General features: G+C 64.2%; 16 protein-coding genes. 5 read left to right on the top strand and 11 right to left on the bottom strand.

Annotated elements, in window-relative coordinates; all coding sequences use genetic code 11:
• Entirely contained in the window at positions 1-2,271 is a 2,271-nt protein-coding gene (locus tag NKI22_RS12835) for an AGE family epimerase/isomerase (protein ID WP_023718436.1), read from the top strand.
• Here NKI22_RS12835 and betB read toward each other — a convergent pair.
• The 6 genes from betB to NKI22_RS12805 are packed head-to-tail and all read right to left on the bottom strand — an operon-like array spanning position 2,235 to position 8,758.
• Complete coding sequence (gene betB, locus NKI22_RS12830; protein ID WP_352850218.1) at positions 2,235-3,698, bottom strand: betaine-aldehyde dehydrogenase; 1,464 nt, start codon at positions 3,696-3,698, stop codon at positions 2,235-2,237. The two genes, NKI22_RS12835 and betB, sit on opposite strands and share 37 nt — an antisense overlap.
• A 57-nt stretch (positions 3,699-3,755) precedes the next feature.
• Positions 3,756-5,408: a choline dehydrogenase gene (gene betA, locus NKI22_RS12825; RefSeq protein WP_352850219.1), complete on the bottom strand. Its 1,653-nt coding sequence runs from the start codon at positions 5,406-5,408 to the stop codon at positions 3,756-3,758.
• A 3-nt stretch (positions 5,409-5,411) separates the two neighbouring features.
• Positions 5,412-6,419: a threonine/serine dehydratase family protein gene (locus NKI22_RS12820; protein ID WP_502897694.1), complete on the bottom strand. Its 1,008-nt coding sequence runs from the start codon at positions 6,417-6,419 to the stop codon at positions 5,412-5,414.
• Entirely contained in the window at positions 6,419-7,948 is a 1,530-nt protein-coding gene (gene betC, locus NKI22_RS12815; protein WP_352937502.1) for a choline-sulfatase, read from the bottom strand. Before betC ends, NKI22_RS12820 begins: the two co-directional genes overlap by 1 nt.
• Entirely contained in the window at positions 7,945-8,535 is a 591-nt protein-coding gene (betI, locus tag NKI22_RS12810; RefSeq protein WP_023718431.1) for a choline-binding transcriptional repressor BetI, read from the bottom strand. Before betI ends, betC begins: the two co-directional genes overlap by 4 nt.
• A gap of 43 nt (positions 8,536-8,578) precedes the next feature.
• A complete protein-coding gene (locus NKI22_RS12805; RefSeq protein ID WP_156948046.1) occupies positions 8,579-8,758 on the bottom strand; it encodes a hypothetical protein in 180 nt (59 codons plus the stop codon).
• On the opposite strand from NKI22_RS12805, the gene NKI22_RS12800 reads away from it, so the two are divergent.
• Both NKI22_RS12800 and NKI22_RS12795 read left to right on the top strand, forming a co-directional pair.
• Complete coding sequence (locus tag NKI22_RS12800; protein WP_023718430.1) at positions 8,757-9,923, top strand: acetyl-CoA acetyltransferase; 1,167 nt, start codon at positions 8,757-8,759, stop codon at positions 9,921-9,923. The two genes, NKI22_RS12805 and NKI22_RS12800, sit on opposite strands and share 2 nt — an antisense overlap.
• Positions 9,924-10,053: 130 nt before the next feature.
• Positions 10,054-11,058: an asparaginase gene (locus NKI22_RS12795; RefSeq protein WP_023718429.1), complete on the top strand. Its 1,005-nt coding sequence runs from the start codon at positions 10,054-10,056 to the stop codon at positions 11,056-11,058.
• On the opposite strand, the gene NKI22_RS12790 is transcribed toward NKI22_RS12795, so the two are convergent.
• Positions 11,051-12,427, bottom strand: a complete 1,377-nt coding sequence (locus NKI22_RS12790; RefSeq protein ID WP_352850226.1) for a TIGR03808 family TAT-translocated repetitive protein — start codon at positions 12,425-12,427, stop codon at positions 11,051-11,053. The genes NKI22_RS12795 and NKI22_RS12790 overlap by 8 nt on opposite strands.
• Before the next feature lie 122 nt (positions 12,428-12,549).
• Between NKI22_RS12790 and NKI22_RS12785 the strand changes: the two genes are divergently transcribed.
• On the top strand, positions 12,550-13,023 hold the full coding sequence (locus NKI22_RS12785; protein WP_352639557.1) for a GreA/GreB family elongation factor: 474 nt from the start codon (positions 12,550-12,552) through the stop codon (positions 13,021-13,023).
• Here the strand turns inward: NKI22_RS12785 and NKI22_RS12780 are convergent.
• From NKI22_RS12780 to NKI22_RS12765, 4 genes are all read right to left on the bottom strand, one after another.
• Entirely contained in the window at positions 13,020-13,409 is a 390-nt protein-coding gene (locus tag NKI22_RS12780; RefSeq protein WP_023718426.1) for a type II toxin-antitoxin system death-on-curing family toxin, read from the bottom strand. The two genes, NKI22_RS12785 and NKI22_RS12780, sit on opposite strands and share 4 nt — an antisense overlap.
• On the bottom strand, positions 13,406-13,627 hold the full coding sequence (locus NKI22_RS12775; RefSeq protein WP_095496758.1) for an AbrB/MazE/SpoVT family DNA-binding domain-containing protein: 222 nt from the start codon (positions 13,625-13,627) through the stop codon (positions 13,406-13,408). Before NKI22_RS12775 ends, NKI22_RS12780 begins: the two co-directional genes overlap by 4 nt.
• A 73-nt stretch (positions 13,628-13,700) precedes the next feature.
• A complete protein-coding gene (gene scpA / locus NKI22_RS12770; protein WP_352850229.1) occupies positions 13,701-15,824 on the bottom strand; it encodes a methylmalonyl-CoA mutase in 2,124 nt (707 codons plus the stop codon).
• The gene (locus NKI22_RS12765; RefSeq protein ID WP_352850231.1) at positions 15,821-17,263 is read right to left on the bottom strand and encodes a methylmalonyl-CoA mutase subunit beta; all 1,443 of its coding nucleotides are present in this window, start codon (positions 17,261-17,263) and stop codon (positions 15,821-15,823) included. The genes scpA and NKI22_RS12765 overlap by 4 nt, the downstream gene beginning before the upstream one ends.
• Positions 17,264-17,538: 275 nt before the next feature.
• On the opposite strand from NKI22_RS12765, the gene NKI22_RS12760 reads away from it, so the two are divergent.
• Positions 17,539-19,077, top strand: a complete 1,539-nt coding sequence (locus NKI22_RS12760; RefSeq protein WP_352850233.1) for a helicase HerA-like C-terminal domain-containing protein — start codon at positions 17,539-17,541, stop codon at positions 19,075-19,077.
• Positions 19,078-19,179: the final 102 nt, after the last annotated feature.

The following is a 19,179-nucleotide window of genomic DNA, read 5'->3' as shown; positions in this document are numbered from 1 at the left end:
ATGACCGAACGGATCGTCAGTTTTGTGATGAGCGGCGGCATCGGCTCGCGGCTGTGGCCGCTGTCGCGCGAGGACAATCCCAAGCAGTTCCATGATTTCTCCGGCGACGGCTCGATGCTGGCCAAGACGCTACGCCGGCTGACTGCGCGGCCGGAAGGCGAAACGCCGGTTTTCCTGATTGCCTCGGAAAGGCACGCCGACCGCGTTCATGCCGACATTGCCGGCCACGAGCTTTCCGGCGGCGGCCCGCTGTTCGAGCCGACCGGACGCAACACTGCCGCGGCCGTCGCTTTGGCAAGCCTGCGCACTTTGTCCGAATTCGGCGACAGCCTGGTGCTGGTGGTGCCGTCCGACCATGAGATCGCGACCGCGCAGCAATTCTGGCGGAGCGTCGAGGCCGGCACGGCGGCGGCGCGCGAAGGCAGGCTGGTGGTGTTCGGCATCAAGCCCACCCAACCGGAGACCGGGTATGGCTACATCGAGGTGGCCGGCGAGCGCGATGGCATCTGCGATGTCTCGCGTTTCGTCGAAAAACCCGATCTCGCCACCGCGCAGAGCTATCTTGAGGCCGGCAATTTCTACTGGAACACCGGCATCTTCCTGTTTCGCGCCAGTGCCATGCGCGACGCGTTCATGGCTTTCCAGCCAGACATCTGGAGCGCCACAGAGGCTGCCTACCAGGCTGCGACATCGGATCTTTCCGGCCTCTACATGCCTCTGGAGCTCTATGCCGCCATCCCTTCGACATCGATCGACTATGCGATCATGGAGCGCGCCAGCGGCATCGCCATGGTGCCGGCCGGCTTTCGCTGGAACGATCTCGGTTCCTGGCAATCGCTGCTCGATGTCGGGCCGTCCGACAAGCAGGGCAACGTCATTGTCGGCGACGTCGTCGCCATCGATTGCGAGAACTCCTATATCCGCAGCGACGGCCGCCTGCTGTCGGCCATTGGCCTGAAGGACGTCGCCATCGTCTCGACCGCCGACGCCACTTTCGTCGCGCCGGTCAGCCACAGCCAGAACGTCAAGAAGATCGTCGAGCAGCTCGAAAAGAGCGGCCGCCTGGAGACCAGGTTCACGCCCGCCGACGATCGCGTCATCGAAAGCGGCGCCTGGCAACGCCGCGTACACCATTGGCTGTTCGAGGAGACGGTGCCGCTGTGGTCGACGATCGGCGTCGATGAGCGCCATGGCGGGTTCCATGAGGCGCTCGGTTTCGACGCCACCCCGCTGATGAAACCCAAGCGCATGCGCACGCAGGCCAGGCAGATCTATGCCTTCGCCGTCGCCAAGGCGCGCGGCTGGAACGGCCCGGCCGATCGGCTGATTAGCCACGGCCTCGAATTCATGGCCAGGAACGGCCGCACCGATAATGGCGGCTGGGTGCGCACGCTCAACGTCGACGGCACCGTCGCCGATGCCGCCGAGGATGCCTATGACCATTCCTGCGTGCTTCTGGCGCTGGCGCATGCCCATATGTGCGGCAATCCGGATGCATTGCGGCTTGGCGAGGAGACCTTTGCGTTCATCGACGCGCATCTCGAGGACGAACGCCTGACCGGCTTCCGCGAGACCTCGAGCGGCGAGGGCGAACGCCGCTCCAACCCGCACATGCATCTGCTCGAGGCGTTTTTGGCCTGGCATCAGGCGACCGGCGAGCGCGCCTATCTTCGCCGCGCCGCGCGCATCGTCGATCTGTTCCGCAGCCATTTCTTCGACCCGGAAAGCTGGACGCTGGGTGAGTATTTCGACAATGAATGGCGGCCAGCCCCTGGCGAGAAAGGCACGTGGACCGAACCGGGCCATCATTTCGAATGGGCCTCGCTGCTGGTCGACTTCGCGGGCCGCAGCGGCCAAAGCGGCTTGACCGGCCTCGCCAGGAAACTCTACGCGTCGGCGATTGCCAATGGCCTGAACCGCGCCACAGGCCTCGCCTACGGCGCCGTCTCGCGGCAAGGGCTGCCGCTCGACCGCGTCTCGCGCAGTTGGCCGCAGGCCGAAGCAATCAAGGCAGCGATCGCGCTGGACGGCTCGGGCGGTCCCGACCTGAAGCCGGAAATCGAGGCGCGTGTCGGCCGGCTGTTCCGCTGGCACATCAATCCGGCACCGCTCGGCCTGTGGATCGACCGCATCGACGAGCGTGGCCGCTCGCTGGCAAGCGAGGTGCCGGCCAGCATCTTCTACCATCTGGTCTGTGCGCTGACGCAGTATCTGGACGGTACGGCCCGCAAGGATCAGTACGGGCTGGCGACATCACCGGTCTCGACGTAGACCGACTTTAGCTGCGAATAGAGTGCCAATGCCGCGAGCGAATTCTCGCGGCCGATGCCAGACTGCTTGAAGCCGCCGAACGGGATTTCGACCGGCGTCAGATTGTAGGCGTTGATCCAGCAGGTGCCGGCCTGCAATTCGGCGATGACACGGTGGGCGCGCGCCAGGTCGCGCGTGAACACGCCTGCAGCGAGGCCGAATTCGGTGTCGTTGGCGCGCTCGATCACCTCGTCCTCGCTGTCGAACTTCAGCACGCTCATGACAGGCCCGAAAATCTCCTCGCGGGCGATGCGCATCGTGTCGGTGACACCGGTGAACACCGTCGGCTCGACGAAGAAGCCGCCCTGAAAACCCTGCAGCGAAGGCACATTGCCGCCGCAGGCGAGCACCGCACCATCCTGCTTGCCGGCCTCGATGTATGAGACGACCTTGTCGTGCTGCGCCTTCGAGACCAGCGGCCCCATCTGCGTGTCCTGGTCGAGCGGGTCGCCGATGCGGATTTTCTTGGTCCGCTCGGTCAGCCTTTCGACGAAACGGTCGTGGATGCTGCGCTGCACGAAGACCCGTGTGCCGTTGGAGCAGATCTGACCGGTCGAATAGAAATTGCCGAGCATCGCGCCGCCGATGGCGTTTTCGAGGTTGGCGTCTTCGAAGACGATCAGCGGCGACTTGCCGCCGAGCTCCATCGTCGCGTGCTTCATCTTCGAGCCGGCGAGCGACAGCACCTTGCGGCCGGTCGGCACTGAGCCGGTCACCGAGACTTTGGCGACGACCTCATGGCCGACAAGGCCGGCGCCGACATCGCCAAAACCTTGCACGACATTGAACAGCCCGTCGGGCAGCCCGGCCTCGGTGTAGATTTCGGCGAGCGCCAGCGCTGAAAGCGGCGTGTTTTCCGACGGTTTGAACACCATCGCATTGCCCATGGCGAGGGCGGGTGCGGATTTCCAGCCGGCGATCTGGATCGGGTAGTTCCACGCGCCGATGCCGACGCAGACGCCGAGCGCCTCGCGCCTGGTATAGGCAAAGGGACCGCCGAGATCGACGGCCTCGCCATTAAAGGCGGCGACCGTGCCGCCGAAATATTCGAGGCAATCCGCCGCCGAAGGGGCGTCCGCAACCAGCGTCTCCTGGATTGGCTTGCCGGTGTCGAGCGTCTCGATACGCGCCAAATCGGCATTGCGGGCGCGCAAAATGTCGGCGGCACGGCGCAGTATGCGGCCGCGCTCGACCGGCTTCAGCCGTGCCCAGGCCGGCTGTGCCGCACGCGCGGCTTCGATCGCGAGTTCAAGCACGTTCGGCGTCGCCGAGCGCAGCATGGCAATGGTCTCGCCGGTCGCCGGATAGATGACCGGCAGCGGCGCGCCGCGCTCGTCGTCGATATAGCGGCCGTTGACATAATGCGATGCCGTTGGCTGGGCGCGCATGACTGTTCTCCAATCGTCTTTCGCGGCAGGCGGAATGTGCGTCCGCCGGATCATGGCCTATCTGTCCGACGCCTGCCAGCGCGGATTGATCCATGGTTCCTGGTTGGACGGCGCCAGCGGCGAGCGCCCGAGAACGTGGTCGGCGGCCTTCTCGCCAGTCATGATCGACGGCGCGTTGAGATTGCCATTGGTGACGCGCGGGAAGATCGAGGAATCGGCGACCCGCAGCCCTTCGACGCCGATGACGCGGCATTCCGGATCGACGACGCTCATCGCATCGTCGGCACGGCCCATCTTGCAGGTGCCGCAAGGGTGATAGGCGCTTTCGGCGTGGTCGCGGATGAAGGCGTCGAGCTCGTCGTCCGATTGTACGTGCGAACCCGGCGACAGTTCCTTGCCGCGGTAAGGATCGAAGGCCGCTTGCCCGAAGATCTCACGGGTCAGCCGGATGCAGTGGCGGAACTCCGTCCAGTCGTCCGGATGCGACATGTAGTTGAAGCGGATCACCGGCTTCGATTTGGGATCGGGCGAGCGCAGCGTGACCGAACCGCGCGACTTCGACCGCATCGGCCCGACATGCGCCTGGAAGCCATGCGCCTTCGCCGCCGCCTTGCCGTCATAGCGGACTGCTGCCGGTATGAAGTGATACTGGATATCGGGATAATCGACGCCGGCGCGCGAGCGCACAAAGGCGGCCGCCTCGAAATGATTGGTGGCGCCGAGGCCGGACTTGAAGAACAGCCACTGCGCGCCGATCAATGCCTTCGAGAACGGGTTCAAGATGGAGTTCAGCGTGATCGGCTTTGTCGATTCCTGCTGGATGTAGAGTTCCATGTGGTCCTGCAGATTGCGGCCGACGCCGGGCCGGTCGACAATCACCGGAATGCCGTTCTCTTTGAGGTGATGGCCGGGGCCGATGCCGGACAGCATCAGGATCTTGGGCGAGTTGATCGAGGACGCGGCAACGATCACCTCACGCCGCGCTCTGATCACCTGAATCCGCTTGCGCGCTTCGATCTCGACTCCGGTGGCGCGTTGATTCTCGATGATTACCCGTCGGGCGAACCCCTTGACCAAGCTGACATTTTTCCGCCTGAGTGCCGGCCTGAGATAGGCGCTCGCCGCCGACCAGCGGCGACCGCCACGAATGGTCTGCTCCATCGGCCCAAAACCTTCCTGCTTCGCGCCATTGTAATCATCGGTTAGCTCGAAACCGGCCTGACGGCCTGCCTCGACAAAGGCGCCGTAGAGTGGATTGGTCCGCGAGCCGCGCTGCACAGTCAGCGGGCCGCCATGGCCGCGCCAGCCATTCTCGCCGCCATTGCTGTCCTCCATTCGCTTGAAGTACGGGAGCACGTCTGCGAAGCCCCAGCCGGCCGCGCCCTGTTCGGCCCAATGGTCGAAGTCGCGGGCATGGCCGCGCACATAGACCATGCCGTTGATCGAGGATGAGCCGCCGATGACCTTGCCGCGAGGCGTTGCCAGCACGCGGCCGCCGAGATGCGGCTCCGGCTCGCTGGCAAAGCCCCAGTCGTAGAGGCTCATGTTGAGCGGGATCGACAGCGCCGACGGCATCTGGATCAGCGGCCCGATATCGCTGCCGCCATATTCGATGACGATCACCGAATGCTTGCCGTCCTCCGACAGCCGGTAGGCCATGGCCGAGCCGGCCGAGCCGGAGCCGATGATGACGAAATCCGCTTCAAGCATGGTTCATGCGCGCCCATGGTTCATATGCGCAATGAAATCGGCCAGCGAGACGTTGCCGCCGGTTGCCACTACGAGAACGGTCTTGCCGGTCACGTCGACCTTGCCGCCGAGCAACGCCGCGAGTGAAGCAGCGCCCGAAGGCTCGAGCACCAGCTTCAGCCGCTCGAAGGCGATCCGCATAGCGCGCCGCACCGAAGCATCGTCGACGGTGACGCCGCGAACGCCGGCGGTCTTCACCGCTGCGAACGGCGCGTCGCCAGGCCGCCGCGACATCAGCCCGTCGCAGATCGATTTCGGCCCGATCGGCATGGTTTCGATGGCGCCATGCGCCAGCGACGAGCCCATGCCGTCAAAACCTTCGGGCTCGACGCCAATGATCTCGGTGGCGGGCGACAGATAGTGGAAGGCCAGCGAAACGCCACCGATCAGCCCGCCACCGCCGACCGAGCATAACAAGAGATCGGCCTCCACTTGCCTGGCGGCGAGCTGGTCGAGTGCCTCCAGTCCGGCTCCGGCCTGGCCGGCGACGATCTCCGGATCGTCGAACGGGTGCAGCAGCGCCAGGCCGTTGCTCGCGGCGATCTCGCGAGCCTTGGCAGCGGCAACCTCCTCACGCGCGCGCTCGCCATGGTCGGTCAGCACGACGCGCGCGCCGTAGCCCGATGTGGCGTCGCGCTTGGCGGCCGGCGCGTCGATCGGCATGACGATGGTGACGGGAATGCCAAGCGCTTGGCCAGCCGCCGCTAGCCCTTGCGCAAAATTGCCGGAGGAATAGGCGACGACGCCCTTTTTGGCTTCATCGGGCGATAGCCGCTTCAGCCGCCAATAGGCGCCGCGCACCTTGAACGATCCGGCCCATTGCAGCGACTCGGCCTTGACGAAGACGCGGGCGGCGCCGGTCTCGCGGGCGAGTGCCGCCGATTCCAGCAGCGGCGTGATCTGCGTCGCCTTGGAGGTGGCGGCATAGGCCTGCCTGAGATGGTCGAGCGAGGGGACGAGACTGTCTGCCATCATTTGCCTCGCGGAAAGCGCTTCTGCTCTTCGAGCAGGTCGAGGTTCATGTGATTGCGCATGTAGCGCTCCGATGCTTTCTGCAGCGGCTGGAATTCCCAAGGGTAGTGGGTGCCGTTGCGCAGCGCCGGGTAGACCACCCAGCGGCGTGCCTGGCTGGCACGCACCGCGGCATCGAACGCCGCCACGTCCCAGCGCTCCCGCACCTTGCCGGTGAAAGCCGCCACCAAAGCCGCATTGGCCGGATCGGCGGCGAGGTTGGTCAATTCCAGCGGATCCGATTCAAGATCAAACAGTTGCGGCGGATCGATCTCGCAATGGATGAATTTGTAGCGGCCCTCGCGCATCGCCACCATCGGCGCGTTCGAGCCTTCGGCTGCATATTCCATCAGCACCGGCGCGGAGCGTTTCCTTCCGTTCAGCAGCGGCAGTAGCGACTGGCCGTCGGTCCACGGCGCAATCGCGCTGATGTCGATGCCGGCGAGATCGCAAAGCGTCGGCGTCACGTCGAGGTTGGAGACCGGCGTGTCGATCAGCCCGGTGTGTATGCTCTTGCCGGCGATCATCAGCGGCACCCGCGCCGAACCTTCGAAGAAGCACATCTTGAACCACAGGCCGCGCTCGCCGAGCATGTCGCCGTGGTCCGAGCAGAACAGGATGACCGTGCCGTCGAGCATGTGCGTGCGCTCGAGCACCGACAGCAACTCGCCGAGCTTGTCGTCGAGATAGGAGATATTGGCGAAATAGCCGCGCCGCGCGCGGCGGATCTGCTCCGCGGTGATGTCAAAACTATCATAGTCGCTGGCGCGGTAGAGCCGCTGCGAATGCGGGTCCTGCCTGTCGTAGGGAATGAAGCCGATCTCGGGCTCGAGCGCCGGGCAATCCTCGTAGAGGTCCCAGTAGCGCCGCCGTGCGACGTAGGGATCGTGCGGATGGGTGAAGGAAACCGTCAAGCACCAGGGCCGATGTGCGACGTCGTCGGAGACGCGGGCAAGATCGTAGAGCTTCTGCACCGCATGGAAGGCGACCTCGTCGTCATATTCCAGCTGGTTGGTGATTTCGGCAGTTCCGGCACCGCTCACTGAGCCCAGATTGTGATACCACCAGTCGATCCGCTCGCCGGGCTTGCGATAGTCCGGCGTCCAGCCGAAATCGGCCGGATAGATGTCGGTAGTCAGCCGTTCCTCGAAGCCGTGCAACTGGTCCGGCCCGACGAAATGCATCTTGCCGGAGAGGCAGGTGTGATAGCCGGCGGCGCGCAGATGATGGGCAAAGGTCGGGATCGACGAGGTGAATTCGGCGGCGTTGTCATAGACCCCGGTGCGTGACGGCAATTGGCCGCTCATGAATGCGGCGCGGCCCGGCGCGCAGAGCGGCGAGGCCGTGTAGTTGTTGCAAAAACGCGCCGAACGCGCGGCGAGCGCCTTCAGATGCGGCGCGTGCAGGAAGTCTGCCGGCCCGTCTGGAAACAGCGTTCCCTTGAGCTGATCGACCATAACGATCAGGATGTTGGGTCGCTTGGATGTCACTGCTTCTGCCGTCCGCTAAGCTTCATTTCGAGATAGTCCTCAACCAGTGCGATCGCGGTCGCGGCATCGGGCACGCCGTCCTTCAGCGCGCGCCTGATATAGAGCCCGTCGATCAGCGCCGCCGTCGCTTCGGCAACCCGGTCGGCCTCGCTTCTCGGCAGGATGCCGGTCAGCCCGCTGAGCAGATTGGAATGCAGCCGCCGTGCATAGACCTTGAGCAGCCGGCGAAGTGCTGCCGATTTCTGCGCCTCGACATAGAAGGCGAGCCAGGCGGCGATCGTTTCCGGCTGGAACTGGACGTCGGAGAAATTGACCGCGACCACTGCCGAGACGCGCTGGCGCGCCGTGCCGGCCGTGCGAAGCGCGCGCCGCGTATCGGCGGTGAGCCCGCTCAGGATGTGCCGCATCGTCGCCAACAGCAATTCGTCCTTGGCGCCGAAATAATGGTGGGCAAGCGCCGAGGACACGCCGGCGCGCCCGGCGATTTCCGACATCGTGACATCAAGCGAACCGCGCTCGCCGATCGCCGAGATCGTTGCGTCGATGAGCGCCTTGCGGCGCAACGGCTCCATTCCGAGTTTCGGCATTCTTGCTCCGGCCTGTTGGGTAAGTTTATTTTTTATTGACGCATCAATCAACAAAAAATTCAGCCTGATTTGCTGGCAAATGCCAGGCGTTATGACCAGATATCAAGATCAAGCGATTGTGCGGTTCTGGCCCCTTTACGAAACCGGCGGAACGGTTCATCCTTGAACAATGCCGAGCGGCCGCGACATCGCGCAGCCGGGCCTGCAGGATGGGGATCGCCATGACAGCATGCATCGTCGGTTGGGCGCATTCGCGCTTCGGCAAGCTCGAAGGCGAGACGCTGGAGGGCCTGATCACCAAGGTGGCGGTCGAGGCGCTCGATCATGCCGGCATCGGTCCAGATGACGTCGACGAGATCGTGCTCGGCCACTTCAACGCCGGGTTTTCCGCCCAGGATTTCACCGCGAGCCTGGTCCTCCAGGCAGACGACCGGCTGCGCTTCAAGCCGGCGACCCGCGTCGAGAACGCCTGCGCCACCGGCTCGGCGGCGGTCAGGCAAGGCATCCGCGCCATCGACGCAAATGCCGCCCGTATCGTGCTGGTGGTCGGCGCCGAGCAGATGACGACGACGCCCGGTCCTGAGATCGGCAAGAACCTGCTCAAGGCCTCGTATCTGCCGGAGGATGGTGACACGCCGGCAGGCTTCGCTGGCGTCTTCGGCAAGATCGCTCAAGCCTATTTCCAGCGCTACGGCGACCAGTCGGATGCGCTGGCGATGATCGCCGCCAAGAACCATAAGAACGGCGTCGACAATCCCTACGCGCAGATGCGCAAGGATTTCGGCTACGAGTTCTGCCGGCAGGAAAGCGAAAAAAACCCCTTCGTCGCCGGTCCGCTGAAGCGCACAGACTGCTCGCTGGTTTCGGACGGCGCCGCCGCCCTTGTCCTCGCCGACACGGCGACGGCGCTGAAGATGCGCCGCGCCGTCGCCTTCCGCGCCAATGAGCATGTGCAGGATTTCCTGCCGATGTCGAAGCGCGACATCCTCGCGTTCGAAGGTTGCGAGCAGGCCTGGAATCAGGCGCTGAAGCAGGCCGGCGTGACGCTCGGCGACCTGTCCTTCGTCGAGACGCATGACTGTTTCACCATCGCCGAGCTGATCGAGTATGAGGCGATGGGCCTGGCCAAGCCGGGCGAGGGCGCCAAGCTGGCCTTGGATGGCGATACGGCGAAAGGCGGAAGGCTGCCGGTCAATCCGTCCGGCGGGCTGAAGGCCAAGGGCCACCCGATCGGTGCCACCGGCGTATCGATGCATGTGCTTACCGCCATGCAACTCGTCGGCGAGGCGGGCGGCATCCAGGTGCCGGGAGCAAAGCTCGGCGGCATCTTCAACATGGGCGGCGCGGCGGTCGCCAACTACGTTTCCATTCTCGACCGGATCAGATAAAAGCGGCCCCGCATTACAGCGCGCGCGCCGCTTCGCGCGCGCAAAAGGGCGCTATATCGCTTTGATTTTGCGCATGATCCTTTTCGAAAATTGATTCCGAGTTTCGAGATCATGCGCTAGCGGGGAATTCATGACAAATCCGGTTCTGGTCGAAGTTTTGCGCGGCGCTATCGTCGAGAGCGCGCATCGCGGCGCTGTTGCCGTCTTCGACGCCGACGGCAAGCCTGTCTGGGAGATCGGCGACACGGCACAACCGGTGTTCCCGCGTTCGGCGGTCAAGGCGATCCAGGCGTTGCCGCTGGTCGAGAGCGGCGCTGCCGATGGGTACGGCTTCGGTGACCGGGAGCTGGCACTGGCCTGCGCCTCGCATTCCGGCGAGCCGCCACATGTCGAGCTCGCGAGGGCTATGCTGGCGAAGGCCGGCCTGGACGAGACGGCACTCGAATGCGGCGCGCATTGGCCGTCGAGCCATGGGGCGACGCTGGCGCTTGCCCGCGCCGGCAGCGTGCCGAACGCGCTGCACAACAATTGTTCCGGCAAGCACTCAGGCTTCCTATGCACCTGCGTTCACAGCGGCATCGCCCATCGCGGTTACGTCAAGGCTGGCCATGCTTCGCAGGAGATGGTGCGCGAAGCGATGCAGGCGGTGACCGGTGCTGCCCATGACGCCGATCACCGTGGCACTGACGGTTGCTCGATTCCGACCTATGCCGTGCCGCTGCGCAGCTTTGCGCTTGGCTTTGCCCGCATGGCGACAGGCGCCAGCTTCGAGCCGGTGCGCGCCCGGGCGGCGAAGCGGCTGCTTTCCGCCTGCATGGCCGAGCCGTTTTTCGTCGCCGGCACTGGCAGGTCCGACGTCGCGATGATGGAGGCCGCGCCTGGCCGGATCTTTGCCAAGGGGGGCGCCGAGGGCGTCCATTGTGCCGCCCTTCCAGAGCTTGGCCTTGGCATCGCGCTGAAATGCGACGACGGCGCCGGCCGCGCAACTGAAGTCATGCTCGCGGCCGTGCTGTTAAAGCTTTTGCACGCAGACCAGCCGCTGGCGGCAAAGCTGATCGAACAGGCAAATCCGCCTATCGAAAGCCGGATCGGCGCCAAAGTCGGCGCGCTCCGGCCCACCGCCGCCCTCAACTGACGTGATTGCGCTCGACGGTCAAATGCGCATAGCCGGCATTGCCTGACGCGGCGAGGTCGCCGGTCACCGGCTCGGCCCAGCGCTGGCCGACGATCGCGCCGTTCTGGACTCCGTCGATGACATTGTCGGAGATGATTGCCGTCCCGGCACCTTCGACCACGGTGACGACGATACCGGTCCCCGCCTTGCGGATGACGTTTCCCGTGGCGACCACATTGCGCATGAACGGTCCCCAGCCGATCTGCATGCCGTAGAGCGGCGCATTCTCAACGACATTGCCGGAAACGGTGGTGTCTGCCTCGACGCTGATGCCGACGCCGAAGCCGGGCGCATCGGCAGGGTAGGGGCCGCTGGTCGACAGGTTGCGGACGATGTTGCCGGAGCAGACCCCCATGCGGCCGCCTTCGTTGAAATTGACGATCGAAATACCGTTCGCAGCACTATCGACGATGTTGTTGCTGATGATGGCGCCTTCGAATGAGAATTCGGAATACACGGCCGTTTCGCCCGAGCGCGAGCAGGTGTTGCCGGTGATCTGCAAATTGCTGGCACTGTTGGCGCGGATAGCCGAAAACGCGCAATCCGAAACAATATTGCCGGAGATGATGACATTGCCGGCGCGGAAGGCATTGATGCCATTGCCGTTCTGGCCGGTTCCGCCGCCGCGCGCCTGGATGCGTTCGATCCGGTTGCCGCTGACGATGGTTCCGTCTTCAGCCGCCTGCCAGCGGTGCACGAGAATGCCGCCATTGGCGCAGTCGGAGACGCTATTGCCTGATATTTCCAGGCCATCGGCCTCGACCGAATAGATGCCGGCATCGGCCGCACCGGATATCTCCGAGCGCTGGATACGACCCGAGGCGTGTTCGAGTGCCAGACCATTCTTGCCGCTGCCGTTAAGCTGGCAATTGTCGACGACCAGATGGGCGATGCGGCGCAGATCGAGCAGGCCTTGCGTATAATCGCCCATCGAGTGCTTGCTGCCGTCGAACACCAGTCCACTGAGTACGATATGCTCGGCCTGTTCCGCCATGATGAGATGGCCGTTGCCGCCATAGACGATCCGCGATGCGCCCGCCACGCCGGACAGGCGCACGCGGCCGGGCAGCGACAGGTTGGAAACGATATAGGTCCCCGGCGGCAGGAACACCGGCATGTCGCGAACGTGCGCTTCGCGCAGCAGCTTGGTGAAAGCCTTGCTCTGGTCCTCAAGCGCGCCGGGCCGGACGCCGAGATCGGTCGCATTGATCGCCCCGCGCATCGCGGCTTTGTCGATGCCGGGCAGGTTTTCTGCCGCTGCCTTGCCGAGCGAAAGCCCCATGACGGCAAAGCCGGCGGTCTGCGTAAGCAGCGTTCTTCTGTTCAACATCGGCACAGATCCCTTGCGTCCAACACTCACGCGGCAGGATTCGTGCCAGACGGGATCGGCCCCGAGGTCGGGTTTGCCGGCTATGGCTTGTGGAGTCGTCGCGCCGGGCCTAAGTTCATCGGATGAGCAGGGCCTTCACCCGCGAGGAAGACAGCGAAAACGCCATTGCCGGCATCGGCGAGCGGCCGATCAGCCATCACCGCAATCTGGTGACGGAACACGGCCTGGCGCTGATCGATGCGGAGGTGGCCGCTCTGCGCGACGAACTGGGCAGAGCCGAAAAGAGGGCCGACCGCGAGCGCATCGCGCTGGTGTCGCGTGATCTCCGCTATTGGACGGCGCGGCGTGAAAGCGCCGAGCTTTCGGTGCCGGAACCGGGCAGCGACATGGTTCGCTTCGGTATGGGCGTCACACTGGAGAGCGACGACGGCAAGAAGGTGCACTGGAAGATCGTCGGCGAGGATGAGGCCAACCCGGCCAAAGGGACAATTTCCCATATGTCGCCGATGGCGATGGCACTGTTCGGCAAGAAGGTCGGCGAAATTGCCGTGGTTAACGGCAAGGAATGGGAGATCGTCAAGCTCTCCGATAGTTAGTCTTCGAGCTTGACGACATGGTCGCGGAAGAACGCCGCGGCACCGGCCTCGTCGATTTCGCCGGCGGCGACGCCCATGACGAATTCGTAAAGCATGCCGTCATTGGCCGACAGGGCATAACCATTCACAATCAGAAATGCGCCGGCAGCGACAATGGCGGTGCGTTTGTTGCCGTCGACAAAGGCATGATTTCGGGCGATGCCGAAGACATAGACGGCGGCGAGTTCTTCAACCGACGGGTCTCCGTAGTTGGCTTTGTTCTCCGCACGGGCGAGCGCCGATTCAATGGCATTTTCATCCCTCAAGCCTTGTGCTCCGCCGTGTCGGCGCAACTGCTCGGCGTGCATCGCTTCGACTGCACGCCGCGTCAGAAACTCCCAGCTCATTCGGCGAGCTTCTGAAGCGCGACCTTGTATTTGTCCATGACCTCGCGGGCAGCTTTCATTTGCCGCTCGAAGCTGTCGTCCACCGGCTTCAGCGCAAGACCGTCACCTGTTTCAACGATTTGAAGCTGGTCGCCGGCCTTCAGGTTCAGACGATCGAGAAGCTCCCTCGGTAGGATCACGCCTTCGGAATTGCCGATCTTGCGAATGGTCGTGTTCATGGTGAGACATCCTGTTGCAACGCTGATTATAACTCAGCGTGTCGGTCGTTGCAACGGGCATTATAACAAAGCGTCAGCCCGCCTGCAGCAGCCGGTCCATCAGCCGCTCCGCCGCTTCCGGGATGACCGTGCCGGGCGGGAAGATCTCCGCTGCGCCTGCCTGCCGGACTGCATCGTAATCCTTCGGTGGAATGACGCCGCCGGCGACGATCAGCATGTCGTCGCGGCCGAGCTTCTTCAGCGCCTGTTTGAGTTCGGGAATGAGCGTCAAATGGCCTGCCGCCAACGACGAGGCGCCGACCATGTGCACGTCATGCTCGACCGCCAGCTTGGCGATCTCGTCCGGCGTCTGGAACATCGGCCCAACGGTGACGTCGAAGCCGAGATCGGCAAAGGCGGTGGCGATCACTTTCTGGCCGCGATCATGGCCGTCTTGCCCCATCTTGGCGACCAGAATACGCGGCTTGCCGCCGGACTTCTCCTCGAACGCTACGACCTTGTCCTGCAACCGGTCGACCACCGGATTGTCGCCAAGCGCGTTGCGATAGACGCCGGAGATCGTCTGCACCGAGGCGACATGGCGGCCGAAGACCTTTTCCAGCGCCAGCGAAATCTCGCCGACCGTGGCATTGGCGCGCGCCGCCCGGATGGCGAATTCCAGCAGGTTTTCGTTACTCCCGGCAGCACGGGTCAGCGCATCGAGCGCGCTCTCGACGGCGGCGACGTCACGCGTGCCTTTCAGCCGCTGCAGCTTCGACAATTGCCGCGCCCTGACTTCCGCGTTGTCGATCCTCAGCACGTCGACTTCGATGTCCGTGCCGGGACGGTGGGCATTGACGCCGACCACGATCTGTTCGCCGGAATCGATGCGCGCCTGGGTGCGCGCGGCAGCCTCTTCGATGCGCAGCTTCGGTAGGCCCTTTTCGATCGCCGCGGCCATGCCCCCGAGGCTCTCGACCTCCTCGATATGGGCGAGCGCGCGCGCCGCCAGATCATGCGTCAGCCGCTCGACATAGGCCGAGCCGCCCCACGGGTCGATGCTCCGGGTCGTGCCGGATTCCTTCTGCAGGATGAGCTGTGTGTTGCGGGCGATGCGGGCCGAATGATCGGTCGGCAGCGCCATTGCCTCGTCGAAGGAATTGGTGTGCAGCGACTGCGTGTGGCCTTGAGTCGCCGCCATCGCCTCTATCATGGTGCGGATGATGTTGTTGTAGGGGTCCTGCGCCGTCAGCGACCAGCCCGAAGTCTGGCAATGGGTGCGCAGCGACAGCGAGCGCTCGTCCTTCGGCGAAAAGTTCTTCAGCATCAGGCTGGCCCACAAAAGGCGCGCTGCTCTCAGCTTCGCGACTTCCATGAAGAAATTCATGCCGATCGCCCAGAAAAACGAGAGGCGCGGCGCGAAACGGTCGATGTCGAGGCCGGCCGCGACGCCGGCGCGGGCATATTCGATACCGTCGGCAATCGTGTAGGCGAGCTCGAGGTCCGCCGTCGCTCCCGCCTCCTGCATGTGGTAGCCGGAGATCGAGATCGAATTGAACTTCGGCATATGCGTCGACGTGTAGGAAAAAATGTCCGACACGATCCGCATCGAAGGTTTGGGCGGATAGATGTAGGTGTTGCGCACCATGAACTCTTTCAGGATGTCGTTCTGAATGGTCCCAGTGAGGTCTTTCTGCGCGACGCCCTGTTCCTCCGCCGCCACGATATAGAGCGCCATGATCGGCAGCACCGCGCCGTTCATCGTCATCGATACCGTCATCTCGTTAAGCGGGATGCCCTCGAACAGCTGGCGCATGTCGAGAATGGAATCGATGGCGACGCCGGCCATTCCGACATCGCCGGCGACGCGCGGATGGTCGCTGTCGTAGCCGCGATGCGTGGCGAGATCGAAGGCGACCGACAGGCCTTTCTGGCCGGCGGCAAGGTTGCGCCGGTAGAAGGCGTTGGACTCTTCGGCCGTCGAGAAGCCGGCATATTGCCGGATCGTCCAGGGTTGCTGGACATACATCGTCGGATAGGGGCCGCGCACGAAGGGCGGCAGGCCCGGATAGGTATCGAGATGCGGCAAGCCCTTGAGATCGCCCTGGTTGTAGAGATGCTTGACGGCGATGCCTTCCGGCGTCATCCGCTGGCCTTTGACCTCGACCGGCGCCCGCCGTGGCGGCGACCAGGCGATCTGGCTGAAATCCGGGATCATGGCACGGCTCCGATCGACTGATCGATGCGGATCGGAAACAGCGGCTCGCACACCGCAACGCCTTCGGTGAAGGCAGGCCGCCGCTCCGCCGCCAGCGTCTCGACCGGACGCTCGGTCTTCGACGGGTGCAGCGTCGTGCCGACGATCGCCCGTTCGTCCGCCTGGTAGGCTGCGTTGCGGCGGGCGGAAGCTGCCTGGACGCGCCTCTGGATGTGGCCTTGCTCAAGGCTGGTCAGCACGCCGCCTTCCGCCTCGATCTGCTGGAACTCCTGCCAGGCCGCGGCGCAGAGCTCCGCAGTCAGCGCTTCGACCGCACCCGAACCGCAAACCGGATCGGCGACGTGGTCGATGTGGCTTTCATTGGCCATGATCAGTTGCGCGTTGCGGGCAACGCGGCGGGCAAAACCCGCAGGCAGGCCGTGCGCTATCGTGTGCGGCAGGATGGCGATCGAATCCGCGCCGCCGGCGGCAGCCGCGAAAGCGGCGATGGTGGTGCGCAGGATGTTGGTTTCCGGGTCGGCCGCCGTCATCATCCGGAAGGAGGTTTCGGCATGGATGCTGGCGGTGGAGGGCGGTATCGAGCAGGCCTCCTGGACACGCGCCCACAGCCTGCGCAACGCCCTGACCTTGGCCGTCGAAACGAACTGGTCCTGGTCGACGCTGAGCGCAAAACCGATATGCGGCGCCGCGTAGACGAGCGGCTGGCGCGCCTTCTCGAACAGCCTCAAATAGGAGACGGCCGAGGCGAGCATAGTGCCAAGCTCCTGCGCCTCGGTGGCGCCGGCATTGTGGAATACCCGCCCGTCGGCCTCCAGCAGCACGCCGGGCACCCCCATCGAAAAGAAATGCGCCAGCGACTGCGGCATCGAAGCCTGCAAAGCTTCGATCGACATGCGCAGCCTGCCGGTCCCGGCAAATATCGCCGCCGGATCGATGCCGAAGGAGAGGTTGAGCTTTGCCGGGTCGGAGCGGCGCTTGGTCAAGAACGCCACCAGCCAATCGGCCACGGCACGGCTCCAGGGATGGGCGTCGATGCGGATCTGGATGCGGTTGAGCGGCACGCCGTCGAGCACGCCCTCCAGCGCCTCCGCCGTCCTCGGCAAGCCATAGCCGAAGGCGTTCGGCGCACCCTCGAAGACAAGCGACAGTCCGGTGGCACCCTGCGCGACGTCTTCCAGCGCCTGCGCACTGGCGCGGCCTATGTCCGGATCGTCGATGCGCTGGCTGACGATCCACGGTGATCCCGGGTTGGCGCGCACGACAGGCTCGGCGGTTACCGAACGCTCGTAGAGCGGCTCGATGCGGATGGCGTCGTCCGTATGCGAGACGAGCTTTTCCTCGAAGGACCCGCCGGCCAGCGCCTTCTCCGCCAGCGCCAGCCATCGTTGCCGGTCGGCGTTCGGAAGTTCGGCATCCTGGGTCAAGGCACCGGCGCCCATCCGTTCTCCTCGTTCTAGTGGCCGTGTCAGCCTACTATGTCAGTCTACGGTCCCCGGTCCCATATCACAATGCAGCACACATGCCGTGCAACTCGCCTTCCGTGACGGTGACCGTCAACCGATTGCCAAACATGGGCAGGTTCCGCAAGCTCCAAAAGCCATTTTCGACGATGCCCATTGTCGCTGCGCAATGGCCTCACTATACCTGCGGCGGGCCTCCCTTTTCTTCAAGGGGATCAGGGCATTCAACCTATAGGTTTGCGGAGACCGGACACATGGCCGACGACACCAGTATCTTCATGGGAGCCAGCCGCAAGCCGGACGACAGCTATCAGCGGCCGGAACGGCTTTTGCTGCAATATGGCAATCGTCACGGCCTGGTCACCGGCGCGACCGGCACCGGCAAGACGGTGACCCTGCAGATATTGGCCGAGGGTTTCTCCAATGCCGGCGTGCCGGTATTCTGCGCCGACATCAAGGGCGATCTGTCGGGTATCGCCATGATGGGCACAGCGCAGGATTTTCTGGTCAAGCGGGCCGAGCAGGTCAAGCTCGATCCCTATGAGTTCCAGGAATTTCCGGTCATCTTCTGGGATCTGTTCGGCGAGCAGGGTCACCCGATCCGCGCCACCATCTCGGAGATGGGGCCGCTGCTTCTGTCGCGGCTGATGAACCTCTCCGAGGCGCAGGAAGGCATTATGAACATCGCCTTCCGCATCGCCGACGAGGAAGGCCTTTTGCTGCTCGACTTGAAGGACCTGCAGTCACTGCTTGCCAACATCGCCGACCGCGCCGAAGAGATCGGCGCCCGCTACGGCAATGTGACGAAACCTTCGGTCGGCGCGATCCAGCGCACGCTGCTGGTCCTGGAGCAGCAGGGCGCTGCCAATTTCTTCGGCGAGCCGGCATTGCGGATCGCCGACATCATGCGCACCACGCGCGATGGACGCGGCGCCATCAGCGTGCTCGCCGCCGACAAACTGATGATGAATCCGCGGCTCTATGCGACGTTCCTTCTGTGGCTGATGTCGGAACTGTTCGAGGAACTGCCCGAGGTCGGCGACCCGGACAAGCCGAAGCTGGTCTTCTTCTTCGACGAGGCGCATCTTCTGTTCGACGACGCGCCGAAGGTGCTGATCGACCGCGTCGAACAGGTGGTCCGGCTGATCCGTTCGAAGGGCGTCGGCGTTTATTTCGTCACGCAAAATCCGCTGGATATCCCTGAAACGGTGCTGGCGCAGTTGGGCAACCGCGTGCAGCACGCACTGCGTGCCTATACGCCGCGCGAACAGAAGGCCGTCAAGACGGCGGCCGAGACGTTCAGGCCCAATCCCGATTTCGACTGTGCAACCGTGATCACGCAACTCGGCACCGGCGAGGCACTCGTCTCCACGCTGGAAGCCAAGGGCGTGCCGTCCATGGTACAGCGCACGCTGATCCGCCCGCCATCCTCGCGGCTTGGCCCGATCACGCCCGAAGAGCGCCGCAAGCTGATCACTGAGAGCCCGGTTTCGGGACAGTACGACCAGACCGTCGATCGCGAATCGGCTTTCGAGATGCTGCAAAAAAAGGCCAAGGACGCCCAGGAGGCACAAGCGCAGCAGCAGGAGAGCGGCCGTTCGCGCTGGACCATTCCCGGCTTCGGCAATGACGATCCCGCTCCTCAGCCCAGCGGTGGCCGGCGGGCGCCGCGGCCATCCAACCGCCAGACGGTGGCGGAGGCGGCAATCAAGTCGGTGGTGCGCTCGGTCGGTTCGTCGGTCGGACGGGCGATCGTCCGCGGGATTTTGGGGAGCCTGTCCAGGGGGCGGTGAGGGGCATCGGACCGAAGGGCGGGATCAGTGTTGGCAACTTCTGTCTTGGCATCAAGCGCCAGTAGCCAGATCTGGAGGACAGCGGACAGGGGCTATGCGGAA

Origin of the sequence: Mesorhizobium sp. M0778, assembly GCF_040320105.1 — a bacterium.
Taxonomy (GTDB): Bacteria; Pseudomonadota; Alphaproteobacteria; order Rhizobiales; family Rhizobiaceae; genus Mesorhizobium.
Note: the sequence above shows the minus strand (reverse complement) of the source record. Positions and strands in the feature narration are given on the sequence as shown.